Here is a 26,478-nt window from a genome sequence, read left to right as displayed (position 1 = left end):
ATCCAGCGGCGACATCTCCTGCGCCAGGTTGTTTAATGGACATCCCTGCACGAACGAGCCGCTCTTGATGTCCTCTTTGACGAATCGCCGGAAGGAACGTTTCACGTCCGCGATCGGGTCCGACGAATCCGCCAGCGGGTCAAGCCAACGCTCCTTAAGAATCGGCGCAATGATCTCGTCAACGACTGCGTAACCCAGCTCCTGCTTGCCTGAGAAGTGATGAAACAGCGCACCCTTGGTGGTCCCTGCCACTTTTACGATGTGATTCAGGCTCCCACCCTGGAAACCGTTCTTGTAGAACTCCGCAAATGCGGCTCCCAGGATCTTCCGTCGTGTGGCTTCCGGTGCTTTGGTCGTACTCACGATTGTCTTCACGCAGACAAAATACAGACCAGTCGGTATGTTGTCAAGGGAAAATTTAGAAAAACATAGCCGTGCTCACAGCGACGATTTGGGCGGTACGTGACTGCGGGTAGGCAACCTCATGCCGCTGGACTGCGCAGGGCCGGGGGGTAAGAAAACGACTCACAGCTTCGCATCGAGAGCTCAAGAACCTTCCGACAACGGCTTGCCGATTTCCCAATGGTGTCCGAACGGATCAACGATTCGTCCTAAGCGCCAGCCATACTGGTTGCTGACGGGCCAAACCACGGTGGCTCCTGCTGTGACGGCCCGGTCAAAAGCGGCATCCGGGTCTTCCACGATCATGACCATCCGCACAGAACCGCCGCCCAGAGACTCGGGACTGAAATTCAGATGCTCGGGAGACTCGTCAGCGACCCAGAATTCGGCGGCCCCTACGGACAGCCGAGCGACTACCTCGCCATTCTCGTTGTCCAGGCGAAACAACTCGCCGGCCCCGAACGCCGCTTTATAGAACTCAATCGCCTTCGCCCCGCTTCGAACCGAGAGCATTGGGGCTATAGCGGTCTTGGAATCCATGGCACTCTCCGCGTAATGGCTCACAGAAAATCTCCCTCGCGCTGGTTTCAATGCCTGCTGCGGCCCATTATAACTTGCGGCCAACCAACCGAAGGGCCCTCTGACGACCATCGCAATGTCAAACGCCATGAAGTCAATTCCTTTCGCGCTGCCTTCTTTCGATTGACATCCACGCAAGCGCCGCCATACGATTCAGTCAAGTACACACGTGCATAAAAAGCCAGGAGGGTAGGGAATTTATGAGCCTAAAATCGTTTCTCGGGAAGCAGTTCATTGACGTCATTGACTGGGTGGAGCCGGCGGATGGAATCCTCGCCTACCGCTATCCCATGCAGGACCGCGAGATCCAGAACGGGGGCCAGCTTACCGTGCGCGACTCGCAGCTCGCGCTGTTCGTGAATGAAGGCAAGATTGCCGACCAGTTTACTCCCGGCCTCTACAAGCTCACGACCAACACGCTGCCCATCCTGACCTATTTGATGAACTGGGATAAAGCCTTCCAATCGCCCTTCAAGTCAGACGTGTATTACTTCTCCACGAGAATGCAGACCGACCAGCATTGGGGTACACCCAATCCCATTACGGTCCGCGACAAGGAGTTTGGCGCGGTGCGTCTCCGTGCTTTTGGCATCTACTCCTATCACGTAGCCGACCCCAAGGTCTTCTACCAGAAGATCAGCGGCACGCGCGACCAATACATGGTGACCGATTTGGAAGGCCAACTGCGCGATACCATTGTCGGCGTTCTCTCCAACACTTTTGCCCAGAGTAACGTGCCATTTCTGGATATGGCCGCCAACCAATCGCAATTGGCGCAGCAGGCGACGGAATTGCTCAAGCCGGGATTCGCGAACCTTGGTCTCGCGCTGGATACGTTCGTGGTTGAGAACCTCTCAATGCCCGACGAGCTGCAGAAGATACTGGACCAAAGAATCAGCATGAACATGATTGGCGACATGAACCGTTACACGCAATTCCAGGCGGCGCAAGCCATGCCGATTGCCGCCGCAAACGAAGGCGGCGGTGCCGGGCTGGGCGCCGGTTTGGGCGTGGGCATGGGCATGGCGCAGACAATGATGAACAGCATGAAATCCGCAACCAGTGGCGGCGAAGCAGCGCCCGCCTCTGCGGGCCCAGCCGCCGCGGCCGGCAGCAAGTTTTGCGTGGAATGCGGAAAGCCAATGCCCAGTGCAGGGAAGTTCTGCCCAAGCTGCGGGAAGCCACAACAGTAACTGTATCTAACGATTGTTGAGCACGATAATCAGGATCACGACCGCGAGAATCGCCAGCACTAAGGCCCCGATCTTCCATGCGCTGTAGGGCCGCTCGCCTTGCACTTCGCCCGTGCGTGCGTTGACCACCACGTGGTAGACCTTGCCTTGGAACTGGTATGCGCCGATCCACACCGGCAGCAAGAGATGCAGAAAGAAGATGTTCGAGTAGACCGTATTCACGCTCGAGACCTGCTGTTCATCGCCACCGATGTCACTCCGCACCGACCTCTCGATCTCTCTTGCCATCACAATTTTGGCATGCTCAAAACCCTCGACCAGTTCAATCTGGTAGCGCTGGGCGCGAAAGCCGGCCAGGTAAGCAGGCTCATAGCCACAGAGCGCATTGAGGTCCCAGGGCTGCAGTTTGTTCAGCCGCTCTTCGGGTACGGACTTGGTTGCAGGGACCAGCACATTATTGAAATCCTCCGAGACACTCCCCGACGCCGGATACCATCGCGTATGTCGCACCTCGCGCGTGCGCTCCACCGAATTACCGCTGCTGTCTTGTTCCGTGTAGGTTTCCGTTTCGTAATAGTATTCGCCGCGTGCACCGGTATACGTACTCGCCGTATGGCAGTAGTACGTCCAGAAGGGAAGATACACCCCGTTGATTCCCTCTGGCCGGGCCAGCCGCTTCAGCGCGCTCGGAGCGAACCACCGCGAGCTGAGCCACTGCTGTAGCCGGGTGAGCGCGCCTTGCTTGGGCAGCTTCACCGGTAATACCCCATCCGGCGCAATCAGCGGATCGGCTGCCTTTGGCTGGGCTACTATCGCGGTCCCGCAGAACGAGCATGCCCCGGCGACTTCCGGCGGTTCAAATGCCACAACACTGCCACATCCGGTGCAAGTCACCTGAAGCGCATTCGCCGTGATAGGTTGCAGTTGATGGCCGGCCACGGTTCCGTTGAAATCATGAGCTGTAACCGTGGATCCGGCGATCATCGCCTGCGTTTGTCCGCAGTGGGCGCACTTCAGTTGGCCCGATTCCGGGCTGAATTGCATTCCTGCTCCGCAACTCGGACAGGCAAATTGTTCCTTCACTGCTGCTTCTGTCATAAAGACCCAACTTTGATGTTCGGTGCACCCGATATTAGGTTGCATCTGGGGAGAGTGTCAAACTCTTTCCATACTTCAGGGCGAGGAGCCCAACAGCAATCCACAACACACATGCATAGAGACAATACCATGCGGTTTCCTGGGCGGCGTTTACACGAACGGGACTGAAAATGACCAGGGATCCTGTGGAACTTATGTGCATGAGCTGGGCCAACAACACACTCTTGGTGTTGGCATAAATCCAAACAATCACAACTCTCATGGCGGTCATGGCTCCAGCAAATGCTAGAAAGTAGGGGAACCAATATGGGCCGTGAGGAGTAGCAGTGCCCAAAAAGTCAACTACAGGCAAGTGCCAGGTCCCCCACAGCAGGCCGAGCATGATTGCCGAGGCCAGCGCACTGTGCTTGCAATTCATTTTCGGGAATGCGTAGCCCATCCAGCCGATTTCCTCGAAAAACCCGGCAGGAATACCGAACAAGATCCCTATCAGAAAACTATTGGGCTCAAAGATCGGGGAAACGAATGTCTTTAGGCAGAAGAGAATGGTGAGGATCAAGCCAGGTGGAATTAAAAGCGCCATGTACCACCGAGCCCCTAGCCGGACCCTGCGCATTCGGGAAAAGAGGTCCTTCAAACCACTTCTTCCATCCGCTATATAAGTCATAGCGATTCCGGCAACGCTTGGGCCAAGAAGCATGACCGGGAACATCAGCAGGCCATCAAGTTTAGGTACGGCTTCACCGCGCAGGAGTTTTGGAGCAGCCACGAAAAGCGCGCCCATCCAGGAAATTGCGTAGGCGAGCGCAAAGTAAATGACAACGGCATGGCGTCGGATGAAGTTCTCGCGTTTGGCGGCAATCGGGATTTGCGCTGACATCGGTCGAAACCAATATATACGGAAGCCGTATGCGAGCGTAAGCATTGTGAATTTTCGAGCCACCGCGCAGTCACTCTGGGATCGTCGCCCACTCTTCCATAAGCAGTTGTGTCCGAGTGTGCCGTCACTCAGACGCGAAGCTGAGCTTTTCGGATTATTGACAGGAGACGATCTCTTTGACAAAGTAGGCGGACAAAGATGCGTCGCGCACTCGTCTCCGTAGCTTTACTCGTGCTGTTGTCCGGCTTTGCTGAGGCTGGCCACAGATCGAAGGCTGATGCCAATCCAAAGTGGCAACAACTGGCTCCAGGAGTCGAGTTCGGATTACTGAAGGCGGGCAAGCCAAGCCCGATTGGGGACTCACGAATAGCTGTGCTGCGGATAGATCCTGCCCTCTGGGATCTGGAACTTATTGGCGTCAGCCAAAGTGGCGAGCCGGCAGGGCGCACCGCTCGCGAGTGGTGTGAGAAGTACAACCTAGTGGCTGCGATTAATGCCGGGATGTTCGATCGCGACGGCAAAACCCACACCGGATACGCCCGCTTCCAGGAACAGGTCAACAACAGTCGAGTGAACGATTATCAATCGGTTGCGGCTTTTGATCCGCGAGATCCCAAGAACCCTGCACCTTTCCGCATCTTTGATCTGGATGCTCCGGGAACCACTTTGCCTGCCATCCTCAAGGACTATGCCTCGGCCGTACAAAACTTGAGGTTGATTAAACGGCCCAACTCGAACCAATGGAGCGAGCAGAACAAGAAGTGGAGCGAGGCCGCTTTGGGAGAAGATGACGCAGGCAGAATTCTGTTTATCTTTTCTCGCTCTCCATTCTCAATGCATGATCTGAACCAGGAGCTGTTGTCGGCGGGCATTGGGCTCGTCGCCGCCCAGCACCTGGAAGGCGGGCCGGAAGCCCAACTTTATTTGCATTTAGGCAAAGTTGAATTTGAGATGTTCGGAAGCTATGAAACTTCTTTCCGAGAGGATGATGGCAACTCAACCCCATGGCCGGTCCCAAATGTTATTGGTATCCGGCCGCGGCCACCATTGGCTCACTGAGAGAGAGTTCTTCCTATTTGCGGAATTTTCAGCGGCTTATCTTGGCCAAATAGTTCTCTTCGAAGAGCTGTTGCCAGCCCAGGCCGATCCAGTCAAACATCTGATCTTTCTCCTGCACTTTTGGGGCAACAAAGGTGCGCGTACCGCGCCGGCCATCGGTAAAGGTAAAAATCAACGTCTGGCTCTGGATGGAATAGGTGCCTCGCTGTATCCGCGGATGTTCATAAAAAGCACTGGGCACGATCAACTGGTCGGTGACGCGGTGGTCAATGAAGGTGCCATCAGGAAAGAACTGCAGATACTGGTCGGCGACGGGCCGGCCCCAGATGTATTTTCCGGAAAACTTCTTTCCCGTGCAACGGCACATGGGAATGAAAGTGTCCCAGCCGACTTCCCAGGCGGGGTGCGCAGAGGTTTCATTGCGCTTGACGATTGCGGGCTTTGCGGGATCGCCAAACTCATTCTGCCAGACGATTTCGATTTTCTCGCCCTTCACCTTGTAGCGTCCCACCCAGTTCTTATCGGGATTGCTCTCGCTGCGATAGTGATTAAAGTCAAAGCCGATCATGCCTTCCTGGGGAACGCCGTAGACCATCAAGCCATCGGGATAGAAAAGAAACTGCTTGTTGCTGGGTTGGCCGTCACCGCCTGCCGTACAGACATATATTCCGGCCAGCATTCCCGGAGGCAAGTTTTGGGGTTCGTCCCGCTTGGCGGCCGAATCGGTAGAGCCTGCATCGCCGGTCGCGGGCGGGAGCTTCTGGCCCGGCAGGGCATCGCCAAAACTTAAGCTGGCAAGAAAGCTCTGAAAGACTTTGTAGTTGGCGTCGTAGTTCGCCCCCTGTTCGTTACTCACAAACATCACGATCTGCATCCGTTTCCCGTACTGGGCGCCCATGGCAAATACATTCCAACGGATTCCGCTTTGATCGGACATGACTGCGGTTGTGGACAAGGCGTCATAACCGTTCTTGGCGTGCATCGAGGCAATCTGGCCGCCCTGCATGATTCGATAGACGCTGTGAAACCCCGTCCAGAACTCATTAAACGACTTCTGGAGATCGGAATCGAGATCACCCGCTTGCAGCAAGATGAACGTAGCGGTACCCGGACGCTGCGAAGGGGACATGATGTAGGTAGCCTCCCCTTTCTCCACGGGCTTCCAGCCGTTCGGCATGTGAAAAAGGTAGTTACCCATCTGGGTATCGGGCGTGGAATCCTGGCCCACAACGAGTGCGGACAGCGCAAGCAGGCAAACCAACAGTGCACAGCGTTTCATAACCGGCTCCTGAGTGTTTCTTGCTTTGATAGTGCTTCTAGCTTCGAGAGTGTTTCTCGCTTCGATTACGTCTCAGGTAAGCGAAAGGAAGCAAAGCTGCTCTGAGAAATGCCGATCATTTTACACCGCTGGGCCCGGCCAGGAAGTGGGGAGGGGGTACTTGCAGCTAGTGGTTGGAGCCCTAAAAACAGCGCTGATCACCGCATATCTAGCGGCTAAAGTTGATGCCGGGGCGGGTACTTGCTGAGCAAGTGGCAGTACTCAGGAAAAAGCAGCATTCCGCTGTGGCTTCGATCTACAGGCAAATGAATTTTCAAAGACCGGATAGGGCAAAAGAGTCTGTGTGAGAACACGAAGGTATAGCGTCGTCCCTAACGGGACTACTAATCGTTTCCTACGATACCCAGCGCTGGAAGCGCTGGGCTATAATACGCCACCCCTTCGGGGTTGTTCGTCCTTCAGGTACCCACAAAATTGAGTTCCCACGCAGACTCGAAAGCCCCCGCATTCTTGAATGCGGCTTTTATTTAAGGACTCCGCGGTAAACCGCTGCCCCCTCGCCAACTGCTCGCGCGCATCCGGCGCTCGCATTTGGCTCACCCGTTCAAAACACGCGTTCAGCACAATTATGGCCGATGGTTCTTAAGAAGTTAAGGGTTTGATATCACAGTGATATCACTTTCAGAATCCCACAGTCTAAGCTAATCCGAAGACAGCTCTTTTAGATTTGGGTTGGACAGCGCAAGGACCGCAGGGGCTGAAGCCCAATCCATTAGCTTACTTATCGGCACTAGTAAACTCGTGCCCTGATACAAAGCAACCGTTGCTACCAGCTCAGCCTGACGCCAAATTGGAACTGGCGTGGATCGAAAGAGGCCGTCGGCTTTCCGGCTTCGGTGTAGAGCGAGTTCATGTCGGCCACGTTGAAGCGGTTGACGAAGTTAAACATATCCACCATGCCTTCGAGCCTGATGCGTTCCGTGACGCTGATGGAACGGGCGATACGCATATCCGTGAATATGGTCATAGGCCGGGTTCCGGCATTGCGGCTCAGATTGCCGTCCAGAGAGCCGGTGAAGCTGCCGTCCAGAGGATTGGAGTCAACAAAGCACGGGATCTGGAAGGCCCCAGTCGGAGATACTTTCGAGGGTACGGTTGGGAAACCGCAAGCGTTGGCCGGCGTACTTGGGGCGACAGCGTTGGGGCGGTCGGTGGAGGTACTGAAGTTAAAGTTCTGGTCCGTGGCAGTGACAATGTTGAACGGCCGTCCGGAGCTGAACTCGAGGATCGGAGCCAGAGTCCAGTCGCTGAACACTTTGCCCCAGAAGCCGTCGCCTGCTTTTTCGCTCTGATATATGCCGCTGAAAACAAACCGGTGGCGCTGATCGAAGGCGGAGGTTGATCGCTCCTGATCAGGACGAAGGTCGTCCTGCGGTGAAAGCAGGAATTGGAGGTCGGTGGAGTCATCAATGACATGCGACCAGGTATACGAAGCCAGGAACTCGTAGTGGTTCTTCATACGCTTGCGCAGGTTCAACGTGAGGCCGTGATAGACGGAACTGCCATTGGAATAGTTGGCGATCATGTCGCTGAAGGGCACGGAAACGCCCAGTCCAAGGTGGTACTGCTGCGCGATGAGATTGGCAACGGGCAGGCAAGGGGCGAGGACCGAGGTCAGCGACGGGTTCAGTCCAGAGCGACGAAAAAAGCTGAGAAGCGCGGGGTTGACCCACGCACCCGCAGAACCTGCTCCACAGGGAACGGCCCCGGTTCCAGCAAGCAGAGGATTGGGAGTCGTTGGCTGAGCATTGGCAATGGCCCACGAGTTGAACCGCTCCCAGTTCTCAATGAGGGCCTTGGGATTTGTAGGGTTTGCATTGATGGGCCGGTTCAGGTGATGTCCGCCGGTGTAGTTGTAAGCCGCACTGACGGCGAAATCGTTTCCGAGGTCGTGTTCAATCGAAAGTCCTGATTGTTCCGCGTATCCGTACTGAAAGTTTTTCCCATTTGGGAACCCGAACGGTTGCGAAATCAGCGGTACAGGCGTGCCGCCCGGGCCGGCGGTGAGGTAAGCCTGATTGTTAAGCAGCGACGGAGCATTCGGTGTAGGGTTAAAGCGTTGCTGCGAACCGATAAATCCAAATGCTGAAGCCAGCCCCGGCGGTAAGCAACCTGTGCTCGGGCTGGTAGTCAAACCAAGCAAGCCTTGGAAGGCGTTCGTCGCGTTCAAGTTGAAAGGCGAACCTGGTTGCGCCGGATTGCAGGGAGCGCCGCCAAAAAGTACGAACTGGGGCGCCTGGCTGCCATCAGCTACGTCGGAAATAAAGGCCAGCCCTAACGGCGGGTGATCGTAAAAGATTCCATAAGAGGCGCGGACCACGGTCTTGCCATCGTCCCCGGGGTCCCAGGCGAGACCGATGCGGGGAGCGAGGTTGTTGCTATCTCTGGGGATACCCTGGGTTATGCCCAGCGCATCCTGCGCGGCCTGCGAAAGCTGGTTGGCGGCGTTGAATTGCGGGGTGATTTCGTAGTCATAACGCACGCCATAATTCAGTGTCAGATTGTTGCGAATCCGCCATGAGTCCTGGGCGAAGAAACCCATCGCTGTCATTTTGAACGAATCATGCGGGTTGCCAACGCCCTGGATGAAAACCTGAGGGAGGCCAAGGCCGTAGGTCTGGACAGCAGAGAAGTTCGGTGCGCCCGCAGCCGCAAAATTGGAGTTCAGCGAGCCCGCCGGCAGCTCACCGAAGTTATATTGGCCGCCGAAGTTCACGGTGAAATCGGCATTGATCGCCAGGGCGTTCACATCAGCGCCAAATTTGATGCTGTGCCGGCCCTTTATCCAGGAGAAGGTGTCGCTCACCTGGTTGCGCTGCTCCACCCGCTTTACGAACGAAAACGGCTCGCGGCCAAAGAAGGCGAATCCGGGGATATTGACGGCTACGTCGCTGCCTCCCGGAGCCCTGGAAAAATTGTAGAGCAGCCCGCGGCGGGAGTACTGGTATCTGGCTTCGTTGGTCCTGTTGTCGCTCAGGATCCAGGTGTCTTGCACCCCGGCGCTGCTGTCGTGATAGTTCTGCGTGGAAGTGCGGGAAAAGGCGTTCTGGCCGAAGTCCTGGTTCTGCGCGTTCACTTGAATCCCGGTCATGTCACTGGGACTCAGGCCAAAACGAAGCATCACCTGATTTCTGCTGGAAAACTTGTGGTCGAACCGGAGCGAGTAAATGTCTGTGGCTTCAGATACCGGATAGTTCCCAACCTGACTTAAGAGATTGTGATAGGAGGCCGGCAGTGGCGCTCCGGTGGTAGGGAAAGCTCCTAACGGTCCCGGCGCACCGGGCGCACCAGCTAATGCAACTGCAGAACCGCCTGCCGCCAACTGGGCATAAGCCACAGTCAAAGGTGAAACCGGCGCCGTGGCAAGGAAGCTTGCCTGGGCAGGCGTCACCAGCGCGGTTGCCGGAAGCCCGAAAGTTGCCGCATTGGGCAAGGGAACCAGACCGAAGCGGTCGCTCCCGATGGTTGAAAACCCGGTCTCTTGCCGGCGCGCCATCTCAAAAGAGAAGAAGTAGAAGGTGCGGTTCTTCTTCAGCGCGCCGCCGTAGGCGACCCCGGCCTGCACACGTGTGTAAGCCGGATTGGGCGTGTTCGTGAAAGGGTTTTGCGCCTGGAAGTTGCGGTTGCGCAGGTAGCCGAAAACGCTGCCGTGAAAACTGTTGGTGCCGGACTTGGTGATGATGTTGACCACCCCGCCGGTGGCGCGTCCGTATTCGGCTTCATAGCCGTTGGTGATGATCTGGAATTCCTGCACGCCCTCCTGCGACAAGGTCGAGCGGATGCCGTTCACTGAATTATCCACGGCGTCCATGGCGTCAACGTTGACCTCATTGGAGCGCGCCCGCTGGCCGCCAAAGTTCAATCCCGAGGTAGGCGCGCCGCCAAGACTGGGCGCTGCATCACGCTGAACCTGGGAATTCGTCAGGGAGAAGTTTATATAGTTGCGGCCGTTAGTGGGCAGGTTTTCAATGCGCTCTTGGCCGATGGTGCTGCTGGTGGATGTCTTGGAGGTTTCAATCAACAACGGCTCGCCACGAACCGTGATTTCCACATCCGCCGCCACTTTCATGGTGACAGGATAGTCAGCAACCTGGCCCACGGTGACCAGGACGTCTTTAGCCACCGTCGGGGAAAAGCTCTTGGCTCTTACGGTCACCGTGTAGCGGCCTGGAGGTAATGAGAGAAAGGTAAAGTATCCAGCTTGGTTGGTCTGGACGGTGCGCTCAAAATTTCTCGACTCGTCGCGTACGGTCACAGTCGCACTCTGGATGATCGCTCCGCTGGAGTCCTTCACTGTGCCGTGCAAATCAGCGGTGGCAGCCGATTGCGCAACTATGGGCGCTCTTATCAGCAGAAGCGCCAACAGCAGACACGCCAATCTCTGAATCTTTTGCATTGAACCCGCTCCTCATTCCGCCGGAGCACACAAAAAATTGCTCCTTGCATTCGGGTGCACTTTTACCATTGCCGGTTGCTTAACGCAAGCAACTCCTTGGCGCGAAGATCACCTGGTTCCTGCTTCTTCCTCGGGCTCGAAGATTGAACCAAAGAACACTGATCGGCGCTTGCGGATCATTTCATCTACCGCTTGTTGCATCCTGTTTCGAACTTCCAGGCTTATTGCTTTGATCACCGAAGCATCCTGAGCCGCTTCTCGCGGGTATTGTTCTCCCAGGTGAATGGCAGGCAAGAATTGCATGTGCCACTTTGAAGGCAGCGGCACTGGCAAAATAGGGAAAGTGGAAAGCGGCAGACAGGGCCAATCCGAATAGCGGGTCCATCGGCGGGATTTTATGGTTGCGAATATTGGAAATATTTCAGCGCTGCCAACGGTAACAAAAGGAACAATCCGGACGCGGTGACGCAGGGCGATTTTTACAAAAGCATCGCGCCCAAACGACTTCAGCCTATAAGCCTCGCGATACGGTGTGAACGCGCCCCGAACGCCCTCTGGGAACACACCCAGTAGCTCGCCGCTTTCAAGCACCCGGTCGGCGCTTTCCTGGCAGGCAATCACTCCCCCGAGCTTGGTTACGAAGCTGGAAATAAATGGGAACTTCAGCAATCCAGGATGAGTGAGAAAGCGGGGAAATCTCCCTGCCTTTTGGACCAACTGGTGCAGGACCATGACACCATCCCAAGGCATAAAACCACGATGCATGCCGACCAGAATTGCTGGCCCCTCGCGAGGAACATACTCGAGTCCTTTGACTTCGATGCGCCAGTAGTAATCGCACAGAAACTTGAACAGGGTCTTGCCGTAAGACTGAATAAGGTTCTTATCCATTCCAAAGTCGTCAAACGTGGGCTCGGGCGAGGGTAGGGAAGGGCCTCTCTTCCGGCAGTCAATTTCCGTTTCCGCTTCCATTTCAAAGACAGTGGCAATACTTGATTTGCGGGGAGCAAAGCCCAGCTCTTCCTTAATTTTTTTATTTGAAACCGTCCACGGATAGCGCAGGTAGTCGAGAGCATCCGAGCGTCTGAACAGGCGCTGCAAGGTGCGCGGAAGCGCAACGCTGTAACCGTGGGCGATCCGAACGGCAGCATGCAGTGGAACTACACCATCCGGAGCGACATTAAATACGCCTGGTTTATCCTGCTCAAGGGCGCAGAGCAGGGCCTCTGCCAGGTCGCAGAGACTGAGAAGCTGCAATGTGGGATCGTGCCCAGGCAAAGTAAATGTGAACCGCCGCATCAGTCGCCGGCTGAGCAAAGCCGGTGAGGGCAGCACGGTTGTGGGACGCAGGATTATGAGTGGTACATTCCCCTTCAAATTCAAACATTGACCGGCCGTCGCCTCAAGCGACTTCCAGCGACTACAAATTTGGTCTCCGCGATAATTTCCAGCGGTGTAATCCTCGCTGACCAGGCCCAGTCTCCAGGGGCCCGTTCCATAAATCAGGGCACTGGAAAGCAGGACTAGTTTCCTTGGCCGGAGCCTGGCAGATCGCTGAAATACCCGTTCAGCTTCGGATAAATCAGGAATTATTCCCTCCCGATCAATTAAAGAAGGAATGTAGACGTAACTCGCCTCCGGATCGCTTTCATCTGCACTATTGCAAAAGCTACCGAGCTCGGCAAAGTAGCATTCATGGGTGGTTCTTGCCTGGCTGAGAATCTGCAAGATGCTGTTTGCCCAGCGATTATCCTTTTGGGCGATGAGCGCTATTCTGGCCATCTCACGCTACTCGCTAGTGCGTTTCGTTCAATTCGTTCTGTTGAAGGGGTCGTACAGGGACATGCGCAAACCAGCATTGGTGATTCAAGAGAATTCCAGCAGAGTTCATTGAATAGAGGTCCACACTTCAAGCAGCGTAGGCGACTGAGACACTGAAGGATGGTCATCTTTCAGGTGTGTGGACAGGGGATTGGACCCAATACCTTACAACTTTATAAGACTGAACTGAAGCACCGCCAAACCGGTATCGGAAACAATTCGATTCAAGGCCGACCAGTAGTCCTGGGTCATGTCATAGAGGTGGCCTAGTTTTGGGGACACCCCGACTTGGCGAAAAATCTCGTCCCGGTCGTACTCGTTCCACACCTCGGCAATCTTCCCATTGACAAGCCGGAATTTGCTATTGCCATGGATCAGGATGCGCTTCCCTGAGGCTGGAACTCCATTGCCTTTGCCCGTGTTCGTTCCCAGTGCAGTCCAGTTAACCATCACGAAGTCGCGCTGCACCATCATGTTGTCGACCTTCATCACGAGATCGGGAGCCGCCGACCTCCATCCTTTACCTTCCGCCACCGCCTCTTCCAGTCGGTTGTTCCGGCCGCGGAAGTGGACGGCACAGTCCTTGGTATAGATATCATTGATGAACTCATAGCGCCCGCGAGTGAAGAGGTCATCGAATACCCGCCGCACGACTGCTTTGTTCTGTTCATCCGATGCCGGTTGGAGTTGGCCTGGCAGGGGAACTCTGGTCTGAGCCGGCGTAACCGCCTTTTTCTGCGGTGCAACCTGGACCTGACCAGCCGTGTTCTGGGATGAAGTAGTTGGCTTCTTCTGGGCTTCCGCCACAAGAGCCCATGCAACACAGGCGATCCCGATCAGAGAGATTATCCGGTGGAGCTGCATGAGTACCTCCTCATGGGGAACACTTAACACCCCCACTATACTCCAGGCATGGGAATAGTTCCGTAAAAAAGACGCTCCTCGACAAAACTGGAACTCCTATCACGGGACTAGTTTTCGCGCCCAGGCGAAACGATTTGCAACTAGTTCTCACTACCTATACCAGAAAGGAGAAATCAATGCAGCACGAAATCAAAAACAACCATCTACAGATTGTTGTCGCGGAGGGGAAGGTCACATTGGAGGACCTTCATGCCGCGCTCGATCACGCCATCCGCCACGTCGTAAAGGGTGGCTGCAATTGCGGCCTGACGGGATTCGATATCAGCTTCTTGCGCGGAGATCCCGAACTGACTCCACTGGCTGAATTGAACAAAGTCCCCCACATACAGGGGGGCATCCTGACCCGGTAAATCGGTGGTTTGCTTCATACCAAAATAGGAGACAAGGGGAACAGTACTCCGATGGCTGCTCGTATCAACTATCTCACGCAAGCGAATACATCCGTGGCCATCGGCGCCACATATGAGGGGCGCGATCCCGCCCTTCTTGAACGCATGCTTCCCCTTGTCGACTATATCGAGGTGACGCTGGAGACGATATCCGAGGTAAATGATCATGAGATCTCCCTCAGCAACGAGATTATGTCGGAACTCAAGAATATAGGCAAAGCAGCGCAGATTATTGTGCATGGCGTTAGTTTATCTATCGGTTCGCATGAAGGATGGTCTCCCACCTACTTGCGTCTTCTGGACGACTTTCTTGAGCAGGTCGATGTGGCTTGGCATAGCGAGCATCTCGCTTATACCAAGGTCGATGGGGAGCACCTAGGTATTATGCTTGCCATGCCGAAGACTAATGAGGCGCTCGATATGGTGTGCGAAAGGGTAAGTGCGATTCAAGAACGTTACAGGCTTCCCTTTCTGTTAGAGAACATTGTTCACGTCATCCCTGATTTCCCGAGTGACTATTCCGATGCTGGTTTCCTCAACGCGCTCACGAATAGAACCGGTTGCGGCTTGATTCTTGATGTGTACAACCTGGAATGCGATGCGCACAACCATGGGTTCGATATCCCTGCCTTCCTCAGCGAACTTCAGCCTGCGAATGTTCGCGAACTGCATGTTGCCTGCGGAGTAGAACACAACGGCTTTCTGTTGGACGTACACTCTCAACTCACCCGCAGCTCCACCGTCGAACTGGCACGACAAGTCGTCCAGCAGTCAGCGCGAAATGCCCAGGTTGTGGTCTATGAGTTCATGCCTGAGGCGGTACCAGGTCTAGGCCACAATGCGATTGCAGAGGAGTTGGGTCGGCTCCGTGCGGCCTTTAGGAATTGAGCTATGGATCTTGCAGCCCACCAACGGAAACTCCTGGGCCTGTTCAGGGCCAGCTATCAGGTATGTGCGGACGATGACCCCTATATCCACAGGGTCGCGCACTCGAAGGACCTGGAAGAGGGACGAAGGAACATCTTGCTATGGCGAATCTATGTCCTTGAGCGCACCTGTGTACTCACCGTTACCCTGCTACGACGGCGCAATCTTCTGGAAGAGACCCTCAGTTCTTTCATCACGCAAAACAACATTTCTCCTTTCAGAGAGACACAGGCGCCAGCTTTCCTGGAAGCGCTGACTGGTCATCGTGATCGCCTGATCGCATCCGTGGCACAATTCGAGCTTGCGCTCATGAAAGTGAGGCAGGGCGATCCTTGTTCTTATGTAGTCTTTTGGGATGTTGAGCCGTCTGCGGTCTTGAACAGCCTTGCCAGGAACATTCCTCTGGAGGATGAAGTTCCAGAAGGTGCCTACCAGATCCTAATTTCGCGCGATATTCCAGGCCAGTTCCAGATCTTTGCCGTAACGCGCGGCTGATGGCGTGCGACCGGAAAGTGAAAGCTAGGGGCTTCCTGCCCAATGGTCGCACTAGCCGGTGGTGTACAGTCAGCTTATCGAAAAGTGGCACATGTATCTCCAGCTTCTACGGATATCAACAAATCTACTTTTTGCTGTAACCTATAGGTTTATGCTTCGATTCTCTACCTCAGGTGAGTCTCACGGCGAGGCTCTGGTTGCGTTGCTCTCCGGCATGCCCGCCGGATTGAAGGTTGACGAGGAATTCGTCAACCGCGAGTTATGGCGTCGTCAACAAGGCTACGGACGCGGCGGACGCATGCGCATTGAGCGCGACACCGCCCACATCCTCTCTGGCGTGCGCCACGGTCAGACCATCGGCTCGCCCATTGCGCTTACGCTGGCCAATAAGGACTGGCAGAACTGGCAGGAGTCGCTGCCGGTTGCCGCGGGCGATCCGGAGAAACACAAGGAAGTAAAGTCGCCTCGTCCCGGACACGCCGATCTCGCGGGCGCCCTCAAGTACAACTTTCCCGAAGCACGCTACATCCTCGAACGCGCCTCGGCCCGCGAGTCAGCCGCCCGTGTTGCCGTTGGCGCTCTGGCCAAGCTCTTCCTGCGGGAATTAGGCATTGAAGTTCTAAGCCACGTGGTCGCCGTGGGCAGCGCCCGCTTGAACCTGGACGAAATCCCCTGGGAGCGACTCCAGGCCCTTCATGGCCGCGAAGAAGTTCTGCTCAACTGCGTAGACGAAGAGACCGAGCAGCGCATGAAGGCCGAAGTAGACCGCGCCCTCAAGACCGGCGACTCTATCGGCGGCGTTTTTGAAGTTGTCGCACACAACGTGCCTCCCGGCCTTGGCACCTACGCCAACTGGGATGAGCGTCTCGATACCCACCTCGCAGCCGCTGTGATGTCATTACAGGCGGTCAAGGCCGTGGAGATCGGAACCGGCGTGGCCTCCGCGCTTTCCTTTGGCTCCCAAGTGCACGATGAGATCGGTTACCAAAAAGGGAACAACCTTCCTTTCACCGGCTTCACGCGAAAATCAAACCACGCCGGTGGCATCGAAGGCGGCATCTCCAACGGACAGGACATCATCGTGCGTGGTTACCTGAAGCCCATTTCCACCTTGCGGCGTCCGCTGGAATCGGTAGACTTTAAAACCCGCGAGGCCGTCAAGGCGGCCTATGAGCGCTCGGATGTGTGCGTTGTCCCCGCCGCCGGAGTCGCAGGCGAAGCCATGGTCGCACTCACCCTGGCCCGCAGCGCCTTAGAAAAATTCGGCGGCGACTCGATGACTGAAACTACCCGCAACTTCAAGGGATATTGCCAGCAATTGAAGGAATTCTAGGGCAACATCCCCTAGTTCTTCTCGCAGAATATTTGTGCGCCTCTGCGTTCCTTTGCGTCCTCTGCGGTTAAGCCTTGCTTCTCTACGCCCGGATGGCTTTTACCTCGAGATACTCTCCCTCGACCAGAGTCGTGCCGTCTTTCACCTGATTGTGCTTGTTCCACACGGCTTCGAGATCGGCAGCCAGCGCCGCTTGCTTGCCGGCATCGAGGGTGGAGAATGCAACCTGCGTTGGGCCAAAGTACCGGCGGAAGAGCTGCACCACCTCGCGGGGTGGAAAGGGAAATTTGAAGATGCACATCTGGCGGGAGCATGTGATTTTGCTCACACCTTTGCCGAAGCGCTCACGCACGGTCGCTTCGTCTCCCCAAAGCACTGGCCTGGGAACGCCCTGAGGAGGAGGAACATGAGCGGCCTGGGCACGGAAGTTTTCGCCGACAAATCCATCCGGCGTCCAGTTTGCCATGGCAATCATCCCTCCCGGCCGGCACACGCGCAGGAACTCGGCGACCACGCGCTCGGGGCGTGGCGCAAACATGGCGCCGAACATGGTCACCACCGCGTCAAAAGAGCCGTCGGCAAATTTCAATTGCTCGGCATCGCCTTCTTCGAACGTGGCTTTTACGCCTTCTTTCGCTGCTCGAGCGCGCGCCTGCTCGATCAGGTTCGAAGCGATATCCACTCCCGTAACCACCGCTCCGGCGCGGGCTGCCGGAATGGCCGTGTTGCCGGTACCGCAGGCCACATCAAGCACGCGGCTGGCTGACGCGATATTCAGGCGGCCAATGAAATCATTCGCGGCAGCAACGATGTAGGTGGCGATGATGCCGAAATCCCCGGCCATCCAGGTGTCACGCATACGGTCTTTGAGTGCGTTGATGTCCATTGCAGTAGACGACATAAGAAACCTCCTGAGTTAGGAATATAAAGGATACAACAGCAGGGAATCGCGACGAACAACCAGGAATATTCTTTACTCCTTTTTGCCCACAAACTCCGCCGTGCGGCTTTCTCCCACGGTTTCCCGGTAGTGCAGCACCCTTAATCCAGGGAAATCGCGCAAGAGTTCGTTTGGCTCGAGCAGATGCAAAGGATGCGTCGGCCCCTTCACCGTGCCTAGCAGATAGGTTTTATAGATCAGCAAACCGGCGGGTTTGAGCACATCAACCAGAGCAGGGAAGTGGTTTCTCTGCAAATAGAAAAACCCAAGGATTAGATCAAACCGCTGCGGCAACTGTCGCAGATTATAGTGGTTCAGATCAGCCGTAATGGTTTCGATTTTCAATTTTCTGCGGCGGGCATTCTTCTGCGCCAAAGCGGTCCCTAGGTCTGAGACGTCAATGAGCGTCGCCTTCCAGCCTCGCTTAGCGTAAAACAAGGAATGGCGGCCCACGCCGCCGGCTAGATCCAGCACATCGCCCCGTGCCGGCAACAGCGGCTGCACATAATCCTTATCTGCTTGCAGCAAAAATGGATCGGGCTTCAACGATGTATGCGAGCCTGCCTGGTATTTTGCATTCCACATCTCCTGTTCGGAAGCCACTCGAGGTTTGTTGTTCGAAAATTTCATATTGCGGTAAGTACTTTCGGTAGTGGAAATCACAAATCGTCGCCCTTTCACAAGACAACGATTTTGCCTATAATCTGCTGAGAGTCCTGAGGTCTCCATTGTGGGCGGAGTCAACATGGAAATACAAGTCCGCAAAGACGCAAACCGGAACGTGCAGGTCATCAGCATGCGCGGCGACCTCATGGTGGGCGATGCCGTGGATAACCTTCGCAGGACCGTCACCCAGACCCTGGGCTCGGGTAACTCGCGTATCGTCTTCGACCTCAGCGACGTCAAGTTGCTCGACTCCAGCGGCATCGGAGTCCTGGTGCGCACGCTTACCGCAGTCAAGCAACGCGGTGGCAACGCCAAGTTAGTGAATCCTTCCGAATATGCTCTGCAGTCGCTTAAGCGAGTCGGCCTGGTGGAACTTTTCCAGATTTACCACGACGAGAAAACCGCCACAGATTCTTTCTCGAATTAGATCAATTCACCCTGCAAAGTGCCAGCCATGAGCAGACGTGTCAAGCACAAGACATAATTTTTACAAAAGCTAAGGACATGATTTCGCGTATTTTAACTGTAGGTGCTTCGATATTGGGCAAACACTCGGTCTGATTGCGCTATACTGAACTCATCAACCATGCCGCAATCGCTCGAAAAGACGTTCTTTATCGAGACCTTTGGCTGCCAAATGAACGTCCATGACTCGGAGAAGGTCATCGGCACACTTGTCGCACAAGGTTACCGCCAAGTGGAAAGTGTGGAAGAGGCCGGATTGGTCCTCTACAACACCTGCTCCATCCGCGACAAGGCCGAACAAAAGGTCTTCAATCGCCTGAACGATTTCAAGAAATTCCATAAACAAGGCAAGCGCTTTGGCGTGCTAGGATGCGTGGCGCAGCAGGAAGGCGAGAAGATTTTCGAGCGCGCTCCTTATGTTTCACTCGTCGCCGGATCAGCTTCGTATCGCAATCTTCCTCAAATGCTGGTGCAGCTTGAAGCAGGGAACTCACGCGTCACCGGCCTGGATGACCGCCAGACCGATGAAACCTTTGAGACCGAGTTCACTGCGCGCAGCAATCCGCATCGCGGATACATCACCATTATTGAAGGATGCGACAAGTTCTGCTCTTACTGCATCGTTCCTTATACCCGCGGCAAGGAGCGCAGCCGCACATCAGATTCCGTGCTGGCCGAGGCCCAGAAGATGGCTGATGCCGGCTACACCGATATCCAGCTTCTCGGGCAAACTGTAAATTCGTACCTCGACCCCAGTGGCAAAAAGTCGTTTGCTGATTTGCTGGCCGCAGTCGGGCAGGTCACAGGCATTCGCCGCGTGCGCTTTACCACTTCGCATCCCCGCGATTTCACCCGCGACATCGTAGAAGCGATTGATTCTGTTCCCACACTCTGCGATCACGTGCATCTGCCGGTGCAAAGCGGCTCTTCCAACACGCTCAAAGCCATGATGCGCCTGTATACCCGCGAAGAATACCTGGAGCGCATCGGCTGGATCAAAGAAGCCAAGCGTCCCATCAGTCTTACGACGGACGTCATTGTTGGTTTCCCCGGCGAAACCAACTCCGATTTTGAGCAAACCATCACATTGCTCGATGAAGTGCAATACGACGGCGTTTTTGCTTTCAAATATTCGCCGCGCCCTCACACTCCCGCGATCAGCATGATTGACAGCATTGTGGACGAGGAGAAAGCAAAGCGGCTTGCGATACTTATGGACCGCCAGCGCGAGATTCAAAGAATCAATTACAGCAAGCAGATAGGAAGTGTTCTTGAAGTAATGGTAGAAGGGAAGAACGAGGCCCGCCATCAGTGGATCGGGCGCACTTCGCAGAACAAAACACTGAATTTTACCGCTGCCGCCGAGACGTCGCCAGAGGTTGGTTCTTATCATTTAATTAGAGTAACGGGAAGTTTTCCCAATAGCCTGGTAGGCGAAATGATAGCTTGAAGGATTCGGGGAGAATAACAATGGAAGTTGAAATGAAAATTCGTGGATTGATGATGGATCCGGTGACCAATATGCCTATTGTGGTCCTCAAGGACGTAGGCGGCGATACCGTATTGCCGATCTGGGTCGGTGTCTACGAGGCCAACGCCATTGCCCTGGAGATCGAGAAGGTCACAACCCCGCGTCCGATGACACATGACCTGATCAAGAACGTGCTCACCGGGCTCAACACCCACGTCCACAAAGTCGTCGTGAGTGAACTGCGTGACGATACTTTCTACGCTGTCATCTGGATGGAACGCGACGGTCACGTCATCAGCATAGACTCACGCCCCTCAGATGCGCTGGCCCTCGCCCTGCGCCTCGATTGCCCGATCTACGTGGAAGACGAAGTCCTGAAATCTTCCAAGCTCGCCAGCTCCATCAATGAGCGTGTCAGCTCCGATGAGCTGCGCAAGTGGCTGGAGTCGCTCAACGACGAAGACCTCGGCCGCTATAAGATGTAGGTAAAACTCCTAGCTGCCAGCTTCTAGCGTCACGCTACGAATCGGACTCCGCATCCTCTTGGGCAGTGGCACGCCGCCGATCCGGTGCAATCAAAGCGAAACGGAGGCTAATATGAAAGCCGTCACTGGATCCACTGCCGGGCTCGCGAGCGGGAACCCATTGCTGGGCACATGGAAATTGAAGTCACATGTAATGACCACAGGCACGGGTGAGAGGTCAACTCCGTACGGCGAGCATCCGATTGGGTACCTTAGTTACTCTGCGGACGGGCGGATGCATGCGATCGGAACCTCGAGCGGACGCATAGTGCCACTCGACCTCGCTCTGACAGACGAAGAGCAAGTAGCGCTCCACAAGACAATGTTCGCGTATGCGGGCACTTACTCGGTAGAGGCCGGCAAGGTCACCCATCACGTCGATATTTCTTGGAACGAAGTCTGGAATGGTACCGATCAAGTCCGATTTTATGAGTTGAATGGGAGCACCCTAACCATCACAGCCCGTGCTATTGACCCAACAACTGGCACGGAGGCTCAGTACGTTGTCGTATGGGAGAAGGTAACAAGTCCGCGCTGAAACGAGCTCGCCGTGCCCCGTTACGCTCGTCAGCGGACGTTTTGCCATGCTTGAGAACTACGGCGCTTTCCCGAATTTGCTCCATCAGGCCAGGAATTTTTCCTGTCCGCCTTGCTAGAATCCTAGTCTATGCCTGATCCCGCTGAACAACTTGCCCGCATTTACCAGGCAGGCTTCGACATCGAACAGTTCGACCGCTATCCTCAGGCCTTGGGTGTAGTCCGCGATCAATGCATCGCCTTGTTTGAGGCTACTCCAAATGGTTTGAGCATGATTGGTTCGCCGGGACGGCGCATGGGCGAAGTCATGGGAGTTTTAGTGGAAAAAGATGGTCGCAAGGTCTTTCAGGCCAAACGGGAAATTGTTGAAGCCACCCCCGAGCTACTGGAAAAGCTAAAAAGCTTTGAACGCGAGCTTAAAGACCTGCTAAGCCCAGTCGCGTAGCTTATCGGGGCTGAACCATTTCGACTGGCTGCTCCTGTGCAGATCCCAATACGACCTTAGGCTGGAACAGCGAACCCGCAACTCGTTGGACGATGGCAACCAGCTCAGTCTGGTTGCGAAACACTTTGACCAACTTGGCTGAAGAGAATTCAGGCAGATTTACCGAGTTACCGTTCAACAGGCGGGGCAGGGCCTCAGGCGGCGCGGTAACACTGGGAAAGCCCGGAAGCAGCGTGCGAGGATGGCGCAAATACTGATCCATTGTAGATTTTACATAATATTCGTTATCGGACATTAAAGATGGGGCTGATCCTTCTCCTTTACACTCTAAGTCCTCTAATCTGCAGGCATCTTCTATCTTAAACTCCCCCACTGCGGTTCTGCGAAGGCGGGCAAGATGACCGCCGACTCCCAGTTGCTGACCCAGATCATGGGCCAAGGAACGTAAGTAAGTTCCCGAGGCGACTTGAGCGCGAAACGCCACGCGATCGCCTTGTACGCCGGCAATCTCAAATTGTTTGATTTCGACTTTCACTGGCTTCAATTCGACTGTCTGTTTTTTGCGGGCCAGCTTATAGGCAGGCACGCCTGCGATTTTCTTGGCGGAGTATGACGGCGGCGTCTGCTCAATCACTCCCACGAATCTCTCAGCGACTTCCCGTATCTGAACTTCCGAGCAATTTACCTGGTTGGAAGATCCGGTTGGTTCTCCGGTGGCATCGTAGGTATCAGTGGCAAATCCCAGCCGAATTTCGCCTTCATACTCCTTCTCACAATGCAGATAAAATTGTGCCAGCCGTGTCATGCGTCCCAGCAGCATGGGCAAAACTCCGGTTGCCATAGGGTCAAGCGTGCCTAAGTGGCCAATCGAACGCTCGCCGGTAATCCGGCGCAAGCGGTTGACCGCGTCATGCGACGTGATCCCGCCCGGCTTATCGAGAACCAACACTCCATCCATATTCTGAATCTCAACCTTACATTATGTATTCTATATAGTTATTTCCCGATCCAATGATCCCTATCCGCGATGACGCTCCCCGCTACACCACGCCGTATGTGAATTACTTTCTGATCGCTCTCAATGTTTTGATTTTTCTCTTTCAGCAGACACTTTCGCCCGAGCAGCAAGGTCTCTTCCTTACGCAATTTGGCGCTGTGCCCGCGAACATAACCGCCTGGATCGGCGGAAACCACCACGTTGGCTTTCTCGAAGCCGTCTTGCCCGTTCTGACCTCGATGTTTTTGCACGGTGGCTGGTGGCACATCATCTTCAATATGTGGTTTCTGTGGATCTTCGGCGATAACGTTGAAGACCACCTTGGACATCTGCCCTATCTTGGATTCTATCTGTCTTGTGGAGTCCTGGCCGATCTGGTGCACACGGTTTTTAACTTGCACTCCACCAATCCCACGGTGGGCGCCAGTGGCGCGATTGCCGGTGTTATGGGAGCGTATTTCCTGCTGTATCCTTCGGCGCGTGTCTTGACTCTGGTGCCGTTTTTCTTCGTGTTTTTAACCTGGCTGCCTGCCTGGATCATCCTGGGCTATTGGTTCGTGGTGCAGTTCCTCACGGGAGCCGCCAGCACGATTACATCTTCCAACCAAAACACGGGCGGGGTGGCCGTGTGGGCCCACGTTGGAGGATTTCTCGCCGGCCTGCTCCTGATCAAACTCTTCCCTGCCAGACCGCAGCGGTTTTCCTACGAATAGTGACGTAGGCTGTTTTAGAACGAGTCAAGGAAGCGTTACGCCTCACCGCTGAGCTCCCGCCACTTCGCGTCTGCCAGAACTACGGACGTTTCAATCTGGCGTTCGGGTATAGTCCAATACTTTTTGAGCAGCCGGTCCTTCTCCTGGGGACCAACGATTTGAAAGCCGTATCTTTCGTAAAAGCCGATCGCCCAGACCGCATCAGCCCACGTGCCGATCAATACCGGACCGTTCGCCAGCTCCCGCAAATGAGACAGCAAGTGTGCTCCAATCCCTCGCTTCTGGCTGCTGGTCCGAACATAGGCGTGACGAATGAGAGTCACGTCCTGGACCTGTTGCAGGCCCATTACGCCTGCTAGCGTCCCGGTCTCCTCGTAGCCCCAGAACACAACACCTTCATCGATTTCATGCTGCAATTTCTCCCGGGACATATACGGTTCTGTCCAGCGATCTGCAGGGATAATCCCTTTATAAGCCTGCGCGCCATCGTTGATGATGGCCCAAATCAGCTCAAAATCGCGGTCATCACAGCGACGGATCATGCGTCCTCAGCCTCCTAAAGTGTTCCTTCCACTGGCCCAATCACCAATTCAGAAACCGAAGTTCCCTCCGGCACAGTGATGGCATGCAGCACCGCCTGGGCAACAACCTTGGGAGAAACCATGCGCTCGCGTGGCGCCTCGGGCCAGAACTGCTGCCAGATCTCCGTATCCACAGCACCGGGGATGAGTGCCAGCACTCGAATGCCGCGTCCGCGCACCTCTTCACGCAGGGTTTCGGTGAAACCCAGGGCGCCGAATTTGGAGGCATTATAGGCGGAAAAACCTTTAAAAACCTGCCTGGCGGCAACCGAGAGATTATTCACAATCGTGCCCTTCGAATTCAGCAGCGGAAGCGCCGAATGGGTGACCAGAAACAATCCGGAGAGGTTGACCTGGATGACCTGTTGCCATACTTCCCACTCCAGTTTTTCTATATCAGCAAGCGGGTGCGCCAGACCGGCATTGTTAATAAGGATGTCAATTTTCTTAAACTGCTTTTTGACTGCGTGAAAAAAATCAGCCACAGATGCAGGATCGCCAACATCGCAGGTCTTTGCCAGGACTTCCGTCTTGTGTGCTTTAAGCTCTTGCGCAGCTTTCTGCAAGGGCCCGTAGTTGCGGGCCGTGATACAAAGCTTGCATCCGGCTTCGGCCAGTACCCCTGCGATTGCAAGTCCGATGCCACGGCTGGCGCCGGTGATCACAGCAACCTTGCCCTGAAGTGACTGTGAGTTTTTCGTAGGGGCTTTCTTAGCTGGCATGTGAGGTCAGAACCCGTTGCTGCTCTTCTGCCGGATCAGAGCGAGAAATTCATCACGCGTCTGCTGCTGCTCGCGGAAGGAGCCCAGCATGGAAGAAGTCACCGCTGACGAGTGTTGTTTTTCCACTCCGCGCATCATCATGCAAAGATGGCGCGCCTCGATGACAACACCTACGCCTTCGGGCTTGATAGCGTTCTGAATACATTCGGCAATCTGCGTGGTCAGCCTCTCCTGCACTTGCAGGCGACGGGCGAAAGCATCAATCAGCCGCGGGATCTTGCTTAACCCGATCACTTTTCCCTTGGGAATGTAGGCAACATGCACTTTTCCGAAGAAAGGCAGTATGTGGTGCTCGCACAGGCTGAACATCTCCACGTCTTTGACGATGACCATCTCATCGTAATCCACGGTGAACATCGCCCCCTTGAGCAACTCTTCCGGATCTTCCTGATAGCCTTTGGTCAGATATTGCAAAGCTCGTCCCATACGCTCTGGCGTGCGCAGCAGTCCTTCACGCTCTGGGTCTTCGCCCAGTCGTATTAATAGCTCACGCAACAGCTCTTCGGTGCTGGCTCCGGTCAACGAAACCGGCTCTATTTTTGACTTCATACTTCCCTTCCCATCACTAGACTTCCCCATAATTAATGCGCCAATTCTCCGCCGCCGGCATATTCGAATGAGTTCATCATGGTCTCTTCAATCCTTATTTTCTCAACCTTTGCGGGACGAAATCCTTTCTGTAGCCGTCCAAAAATTTCCAGGCACAGATTCTCGGTTGTAGGAACCAGCTTCTGGAATTCATCCAGTGTGTTGAGGTTCATGTAGCCGTAGCGCTCTACAATCTCCTGCTCTACAAAGCCATCGAGGTCAGCAAGATTGCACACCATGCCTGTGCTCGGGTCCACCTGTCCGCTGACCGTGACCTCCAGAACATAATTGTGTCCGTGGCCGTGCGGATTGTTGCATTTGCCATACGTCGCCCAGTTTTCTTCCGCTGTCATAGCGTCATTATGCAGCCGGTGCGAGGCTGAAAACCTGTATCGCCGTGTCAGATGCGCTTTCATGCTTCTCCGTAAAAATCTACGAACAAATCGGAGGTTTCATACAGCCTTACCCGGTGCAGCCGCGCAACACTCAACTTGGGCTGCAATCGCTTCCAGATGGCTACCGCCAGGTTCTCCGAAGTCGGGACCTGATGCTCGAACTCCGGGACCTCTTTGTTCAAATGCCGGTGGTCGAGCGCATCAATCACCTCGCGGTTCATTATGTCTTTCAACTGCTTCAGGTCCACAACAAAACCTGACTTGGAATCAATCTCGCCCTTCACGGTAACTTCCAGCGTATAGTTATGCCCGTGTCCATGAGGGTTATTACACTTGCCGAAGATACGGCGGTTTTCTTCGGCAGAAAATTCCGGATTGTGATAATAATGCGAGGCAGAGAATTCAGTTCGTCGCGTCAAATAAACCATTCATCGCTCCGGGAACATTGGTTCCGGCCCTCATGGAATAGATTGTCCGAGGGGCCGGAAAGACTATAAAATTTTCGCGGTCACCTTGCGTACTGCCAAACCAACAACACA

The 26,478-nt window shown here is 54.9% G+C and carries 28 protein-coding genes; 12 read left to right on the top strand and 16 right to left on the bottom strand.

Annotation, left to right across the window (positions count from 1 at the left end):
- Positions 1–363: TetR/AcrR family transcriptional regulator (locus VK738_06730; protein ID HTD22329.1), on the bottom strand; the 363-nt coding region annotated here is incomplete at its 3' end.
- A 183-nt stretch (positions 364–546) separates the two neighbouring features.
- Positions 547–966, bottom strand: a complete 420-nt coding sequence (locus VK738_06725) for a VOC family protein (protein ID HTD22328.1) — start codon at positions 964–966, stop codon at positions 547–549.
- A gap of 215 nt (positions 967–1,181) precedes the next feature.
- On the opposite strand from VK738_06725, the gene VK738_06720 reads away from it, so the two are divergent.
- Positions 1,182–2,174 (top strand): SPFH domain-containing protein, encoded by a 993-nt coding sequence (locus VK738_06720; protein ID HTD22327.1) that lies wholly within the window; start codon positions 1,182–1,184, stop codon positions 2,172–2,174.
- A 6-nt stretch (positions 2,175–2,180) separates the two neighbouring features.
- On the opposite strand, the gene VK738_06715 is transcribed toward VK738_06720, so the two are convergent.
- Positions 2,181–3,272: a hypothetical protein gene (locus VK738_06715; protein HTD22326.1), complete on the bottom strand. Its 1,092-nt coding sequence runs from the start codon at positions 3,270–3,272 to the stop codon at positions 2,181–2,183.
- Positions 3,273–3,306: 34 nt separating this feature from the next.
- A complete protein-coding gene (locus VK738_06710) occupies positions 3,307–4,152 on the bottom strand; it encodes a CPBP family intramembrane glutamic endopeptidase (protein HTD22325.1) in 846 nt (281 codons plus the stop codon).
- 198 nt (positions 4,153–4,350) lie between these two features.
- Here VK738_06710 and VK738_06705 point away from each other — a divergent pair, with 198 nt between their 5' ends.
- Positions 4,351–5,211 (top strand): phosphodiester glycosidase family protein, encoded by an 861-nt coding sequence (locus VK738_06705; GenBank protein ID HTD22324.1) that lies wholly within the window; start codon positions 4,351–4,353, stop codon positions 5,209–5,211.
- Positions 5,212–5,239: 28 nt separating this feature from the next.
- Here the strand turns inward: VK738_06705 and VK738_06700 are convergent, their stop codons facing one another.
- The 4 genes from VK738_06700 to VK738_06685 form a co-directional block, all read right to left on the bottom strand.
- On the bottom strand, positions 5,240–6,490 hold the full coding sequence (locus tag VK738_06700) for a hypothetical protein (protein ID HTD22323.1): 1,251 nt from the start codon (positions 6,488–6,490) through the stop codon (positions 5,240–5,242).
- A gap of 826 nt (positions 6,491–7,316) precedes the next feature.
- Entirely contained in the window at positions 7,317–10,946 is a 3,630-nt protein-coding gene (locus VK738_06695; protein HTD22322.1) for a TonB-dependent receptor, read from the bottom strand.
- Positions 10,947–11,054: 108 nt separating this feature from the next.
- Positions 11,055–12,728, bottom strand: a complete 1,674-nt coding sequence (locus VK738_06690; GenBank protein ID HTD22321.1) for a 1-acyl-sn-glycerol-3-phosphate acyltransferase — start codon at positions 12,726–12,728, stop codon at positions 11,055–11,057.
- A gap of 204 nt (positions 12,729–12,932) precedes the next feature.
- Positions 12,933–13,631, bottom strand: coding sequence for an ester cyclase (locus tag VK738_06685; protein ID HTD22320.1), 699 nt, complete (start codon positions 13,629–13,631; stop codon positions 12,933–12,935).
- 176 nt (positions 13,632–13,807) lie between these two features.
- On the opposite strand from VK738_06685, the gene VK738_06680 reads away from it, so the two are divergent.
- From VK738_06680 to aroC, 4 genes are all read left to right on the top strand, one after another.
- A complete protein-coding gene (locus VK738_06680; GenBank protein ID HTD22319.1) occupies positions 13,808–14,041 on the top strand; it encodes a hypothetical protein in 234 nt (77 codons plus the stop codon).
- A gap of 51 nt (positions 14,042–14,092) precedes the next feature.
- Positions 14,093–14,968: a DUF692 family protein gene (locus VK738_06675; protein ID HTD22318.1), complete on the top strand. Its 876-nt coding sequence runs from the start codon at positions 14,093–14,095 to the stop codon at positions 14,966–14,968.
- Positions 14,969–14,971: 3 nt separating this feature from the next.
- Positions 14,972–15,502 carry a hypothetical protein gene (locus VK738_06670; GenBank protein HTD22317.1) on the top strand — a complete coding sequence of 177 codons (531 nt, stop codon included), beginning with the start codon at positions 14,972–14,974 and terminating at the stop codon, positions 15,500–15,502.
- A 151-nt stretch (positions 15,503–15,653) separates the two neighbouring features.
- Positions 15,654–16,835, top strand: a complete 1,182-nt coding sequence (aroC, locus tag VK738_06665; GenBank protein HTD22316.1) for a chorismate synthase — start codon at positions 15,654–15,656, stop codon at positions 16,833–16,835.
- Positions 16,836–16,917: 82 nt separating this feature from the next.
- Here the strand turns inward: aroC and VK738_06660 are convergent, their stop codons facing one another.
- Complete coding sequence (locus tag VK738_06660; protein HTD22315.1) at positions 16,918–17,736, bottom strand: class I SAM-dependent methyltransferase; 819 nt, start codon at positions 17,734–17,736, stop codon at positions 16,918–16,920.
- Positions 17,737–17,808: 72 nt separating this feature from the next.
- On the bottom strand, positions 17,809–18,405 hold the full coding sequence (locus tag VK738_06655) for a class I SAM-dependent methyltransferase (GenBank protein HTD22314.1): 597 nt from the start codon (positions 18,403–18,405) through the stop codon (positions 17,809–17,811).
- Between the two features lie 115 nt (positions 18,406–18,520).
- Between VK738_06655 and VK738_06650 the strand changes: the two genes are divergently transcribed.
- The 5 genes from VK738_06650 (at position 18,521) to VK738_06630 (ending at position 21,883) form a co-directional block, all read left to right on the top strand.
- A complete protein-coding gene (locus VK738_06650) occupies positions 18,521–18,868 on the top strand; it encodes an STAS domain-containing protein (protein ID HTD22313.1) in 348 nt (115 codons plus the stop codon).
- Positions 18,869–19,027: 159 nt separating this feature from the next.
- Positions 19,028–20,356, top strand: coding sequence for a tRNA (N6-isopentenyl adenosine(37)-C2)-methylthiotransferase MiaB (gene miaB, locus VK738_06645; GenBank protein ID HTD22312.1), 1,329 nt, complete (start codon positions 19,028–19,030; stop codon positions 20,354–20,356).
- A gap of 20 nt (positions 20,357–20,376) precedes the next feature.
- Positions 20,377–20,862, top strand: a complete 486-nt coding sequence (locus VK738_06640) for a bifunctional nuclease family protein (protein ID HTD22311.1) — start codon at positions 20,377–20,379, stop codon at positions 20,860–20,862.
- Between the two features lie 112 nt (positions 20,863–20,974).
- Positions 20,975–21,439 (top strand): lipocalin-like domain-containing protein, encoded by a 465-nt coding sequence (locus VK738_06635; protein HTD22310.1) that lies wholly within the window; start codon positions 20,975–20,977, stop codon positions 21,437–21,439.
- Between the two features lie 129 nt (positions 21,440–21,568).
- The gene (locus VK738_06630; GenBank protein HTD22309.1) at positions 21,569–21,883 is read left to right on the top strand and encodes a hypothetical protein; all 315 of its coding nucleotides are present in this window, start codon (positions 21,569–21,571) and stop codon (positions 21,881–21,883) included.
- Between the two features lies 1 nt (position 21,884).
- On the opposite strand, the gene truB is transcribed toward VK738_06630, so the two are convergent.
- Positions 21,885–22,841, bottom strand: a complete 957-nt coding sequence (gene truB / locus VK738_06625) for a tRNA pseudouridine(55) synthase TruB (protein HTD22308.1) — start codon at positions 22,839–22,841, stop codon at positions 21,885–21,887.
- 53 nt (positions 22,842–22,894) lie between these two features.
- Here truB and VK738_06620 point away from each other — a divergent pair, with 53 nt between their 5' ends.
- Positions 22,895–23,593 (top strand): rhomboid family intramembrane serine protease, encoded by a 699-nt coding sequence (locus VK738_06620; GenBank protein HTD22307.1) that lies wholly within the window; start codon positions 22,895–22,897, stop codon positions 23,591–23,593.
- 35 nt (positions 23,594–23,628) lie between these two features.
- Here the strand turns inward: VK738_06620 and VK738_06615 are convergent, their stop codons facing one another.
- The 5 genes from VK738_06615 to VK738_06595 are packed head-to-tail and all read right to left on the bottom strand — an operon-like array spanning position 23,629 to position 26,367.
- Positions 23,629–24,135 carry a GNAT family N-acetyltransferase gene (locus VK738_06615; GenBank protein HTD22306.1) on the bottom strand — a complete coding sequence of 169 codons (507 nt, stop codon included), beginning with the start codon at positions 24,133–24,135 and terminating at the stop codon, positions 23,629–23,631.
- 14 nt (positions 24,136–24,149) lie between these two features.
- A complete protein-coding gene (locus tag VK738_06610) occupies positions 24,150–24,896 on the bottom strand; it encodes an SDR family NAD(P)-dependent oxidoreductase (GenBank protein HTD22305.1) in 747 nt (248 codons plus the stop codon).
- A gap of 6 nt (positions 24,897–24,902) precedes the next feature.
- Complete coding sequence (gene folE / locus VK738_06605) at positions 24,903–25,505, bottom strand: GTP cyclohydrolase I FolE (GenBank protein ID HTD22304.1); 603 nt, start codon at positions 25,503–25,505, stop codon at positions 24,903–24,905.
- A 32-nt stretch (positions 25,506–25,537) separates the two neighbouring features.
- Positions 25,538–25,960, bottom strand: a complete 423-nt coding sequence (locus tag VK738_06600; protein ID HTD22303.1) for a 6-carboxytetrahydropterin synthase — start codon at positions 25,958–25,960, stop codon at positions 25,538–25,540.
- Positions 25,957–26,367: a 6-carboxytetrahydropterin synthase gene (locus VK738_06595; protein ID HTD22302.1), complete on the bottom strand. Its 411-nt coding sequence runs from the start codon at positions 26,365–26,367 to the stop codon at positions 25,957–25,959. Before VK738_06595 ends, VK738_06600 begins: the two co-directional genes overlap by 4 nt.
- Positions 26,368–26,478 lie beyond the last annotated feature (111 nt).

It is taken from the genome of Terriglobales bacterium (assembly GCA_035487355.1).
In the GTDB taxonomy this organism is placed as follows: domain Bacteria; phylum Acidobacteriota; class Terriglobia; order Terriglobales; family Acidobacteriaceae; genus QIAW01.
The sequence above is the reverse complement of the archived record's forward strand: the minus strand, read 5'-3'. Positions and strand labels throughout refer to the sequence as shown.

Coding starts and splice junctions, on each gene's coding strand:
- VK738_06720 (HTD22327.1), top strand. CDS start 1,182: ATGAGCCTAAAATCGTTTCTCGGGAAGCAGTTCATTGACGTCATTGAC.
- VK738_06715 (HTD22326.1), bottom strand. CDS start 3,272: ATGACAGAAGCAGCAGTGAAGGAACAATTTGCCTGTCCGAGTTGCGGA.
- VK738_06710 (HTD22325.1), bottom strand. CDS start 4,152: ATGTCAGCGCAAATCCCGATTGCCGCCAAACGCGAGAACTTCATCCGA.
- VK738_06705 (HTD22324.1), top strand. CDS start 4,351: ATGCGTCGCGCACTCGTCTCCGTAGCTTTACTCGTGCTGTTGTCCGGC.
- VK738_06700 (HTD22323.1), bottom strand. CDS start 6,490: ATGAAACGCTGTGCACTGTTGGTTTGCCTGCTTGCGCTGTCCGCACTC.
- VK738_06695 (HTD22322.1), bottom strand. CDS start 10,946: ATGCAAAAGATTCAGAGATTGGCGTGTCTGCTGTTGGCGCTTCTGCTG.
- VK738_06690 (HTD22321.1), bottom strand. CDS start 12,728: ATGGCCAGAATAGCGCTCATCGCCCAAAAGGATAATCGCTGGGCAAAC.
- VK738_06685 (HTD22320.1), bottom strand. CDS start 13,631: ATGCAGCTCCACCGGATAATCTCTCTGATCGGGATCGCCTGTGTTGCA.
- VK738_06680 (HTD22319.1), top strand. CDS start 13,808: ATGCAGCACGAAATCAAAAACAACCATCTACAGATTGTTGTCGCGGAG.
- VK738_06675 (HTD22318.1), top strand. CDS start 14,093: ATGGCTGCTCGTATCAACTATCTCACGCAAGCGAATACATCCGTGGCC.
- VK738_06670 (HTD22317.1), top strand. CDS start 14,972: ATGGATCTTGCAGCCCACCAACGGAAACTCCTGGGCCTGTTCAGGGCC.
- aroC (HTD22316.1), top strand. CDS start 15,654: ATGCTTCGATTCTCTACCTCAGGTGAGTCTCACGGCGAGGCTCTGGTT.
- VK738_06660 (HTD22315.1), bottom strand. CDS start 17,736: ATGTCGTCTACTGCAATGGACATCAACGCACTCAAAGACCGTATGCGT.
- VK738_06655 (HTD22314.1), bottom strand. CDS start 18,405: ATGAAATTTTCGAACAACAAACCTCGAGTGGCTTCCGAACAGGAGATG.
- VK738_06650 (HTD22313.1), top strand. CDS start 18,521: ATGGAAATACAAGTCCGCAAAGACGCAAACCGGAACGTGCAGGTCATC.
- miaB (HTD22312.1), top strand. CDS start 19,028: ATGCCGCAATCGCTCGAAAAGACGTTCTTTATCGAGACCTTTGGCTGC.
- VK738_06640 (HTD22311.1), top strand. CDS start 20,377: ATGGAAGTTGAAATGAAAATTCGTGGATTGATGATGGATCCGGTGACC.
- VK738_06635 (HTD22310.1), top strand. CDS start 20,975: ATGAAAGCCGTCACTGGATCCACTGCCGGGCTCGCGAGCGGGAACCCA.
- VK738_06630 (HTD22309.1), top strand. CDS start 21,569: ATGCCTGATCCCGCTGAACAACTTGCCCGCATTTACCAGGCAGGCTTC.
- truB (HTD22308.1), bottom strand. CDS start 22,841: ATGGATGGAGTGTTGGTTCTCGATAAGCCGGGCGGGATCACGTCGCAT.
- VK738_06620 (HTD22307.1), top strand. CDS start 22,895: ATGATCCCTATCCGCGATGACGCTCCCCGCTACACCACGCCGTATGTG.
- VK738_06615 (HTD22306.1), bottom strand. CDS start 24,135: ATGATCCGTCGCTGTGATGACCGCGATTTTGAGCTGATTTGGGCCATC.
- VK738_06610 (HTD22305.1), bottom strand. CDS start 24,896: ATGCCAGCTAAGAAAGCCCCTACGAAAAACTCACAGTCACTTCAGGGC.
- folE (HTD22304.1), bottom strand. CDS start 25,505: ATGAAGTCAAAAATAGAGCCGGTTTCGTTGACCGGAGCCAGCACCGAA.
- VK738_06600 (HTD22303.1), bottom strand. CDS start 25,960: ATGAAAGCGCATCTGACACGGCGATACAGGTTTTCAGCCTCGCACCGG.
- VK738_06595 (HTD22302.1), bottom strand. CDS start 26,367: ATGGTTTATTTGACGCGACGAACTGAATTCTCTGCCTCGCATTATTAT.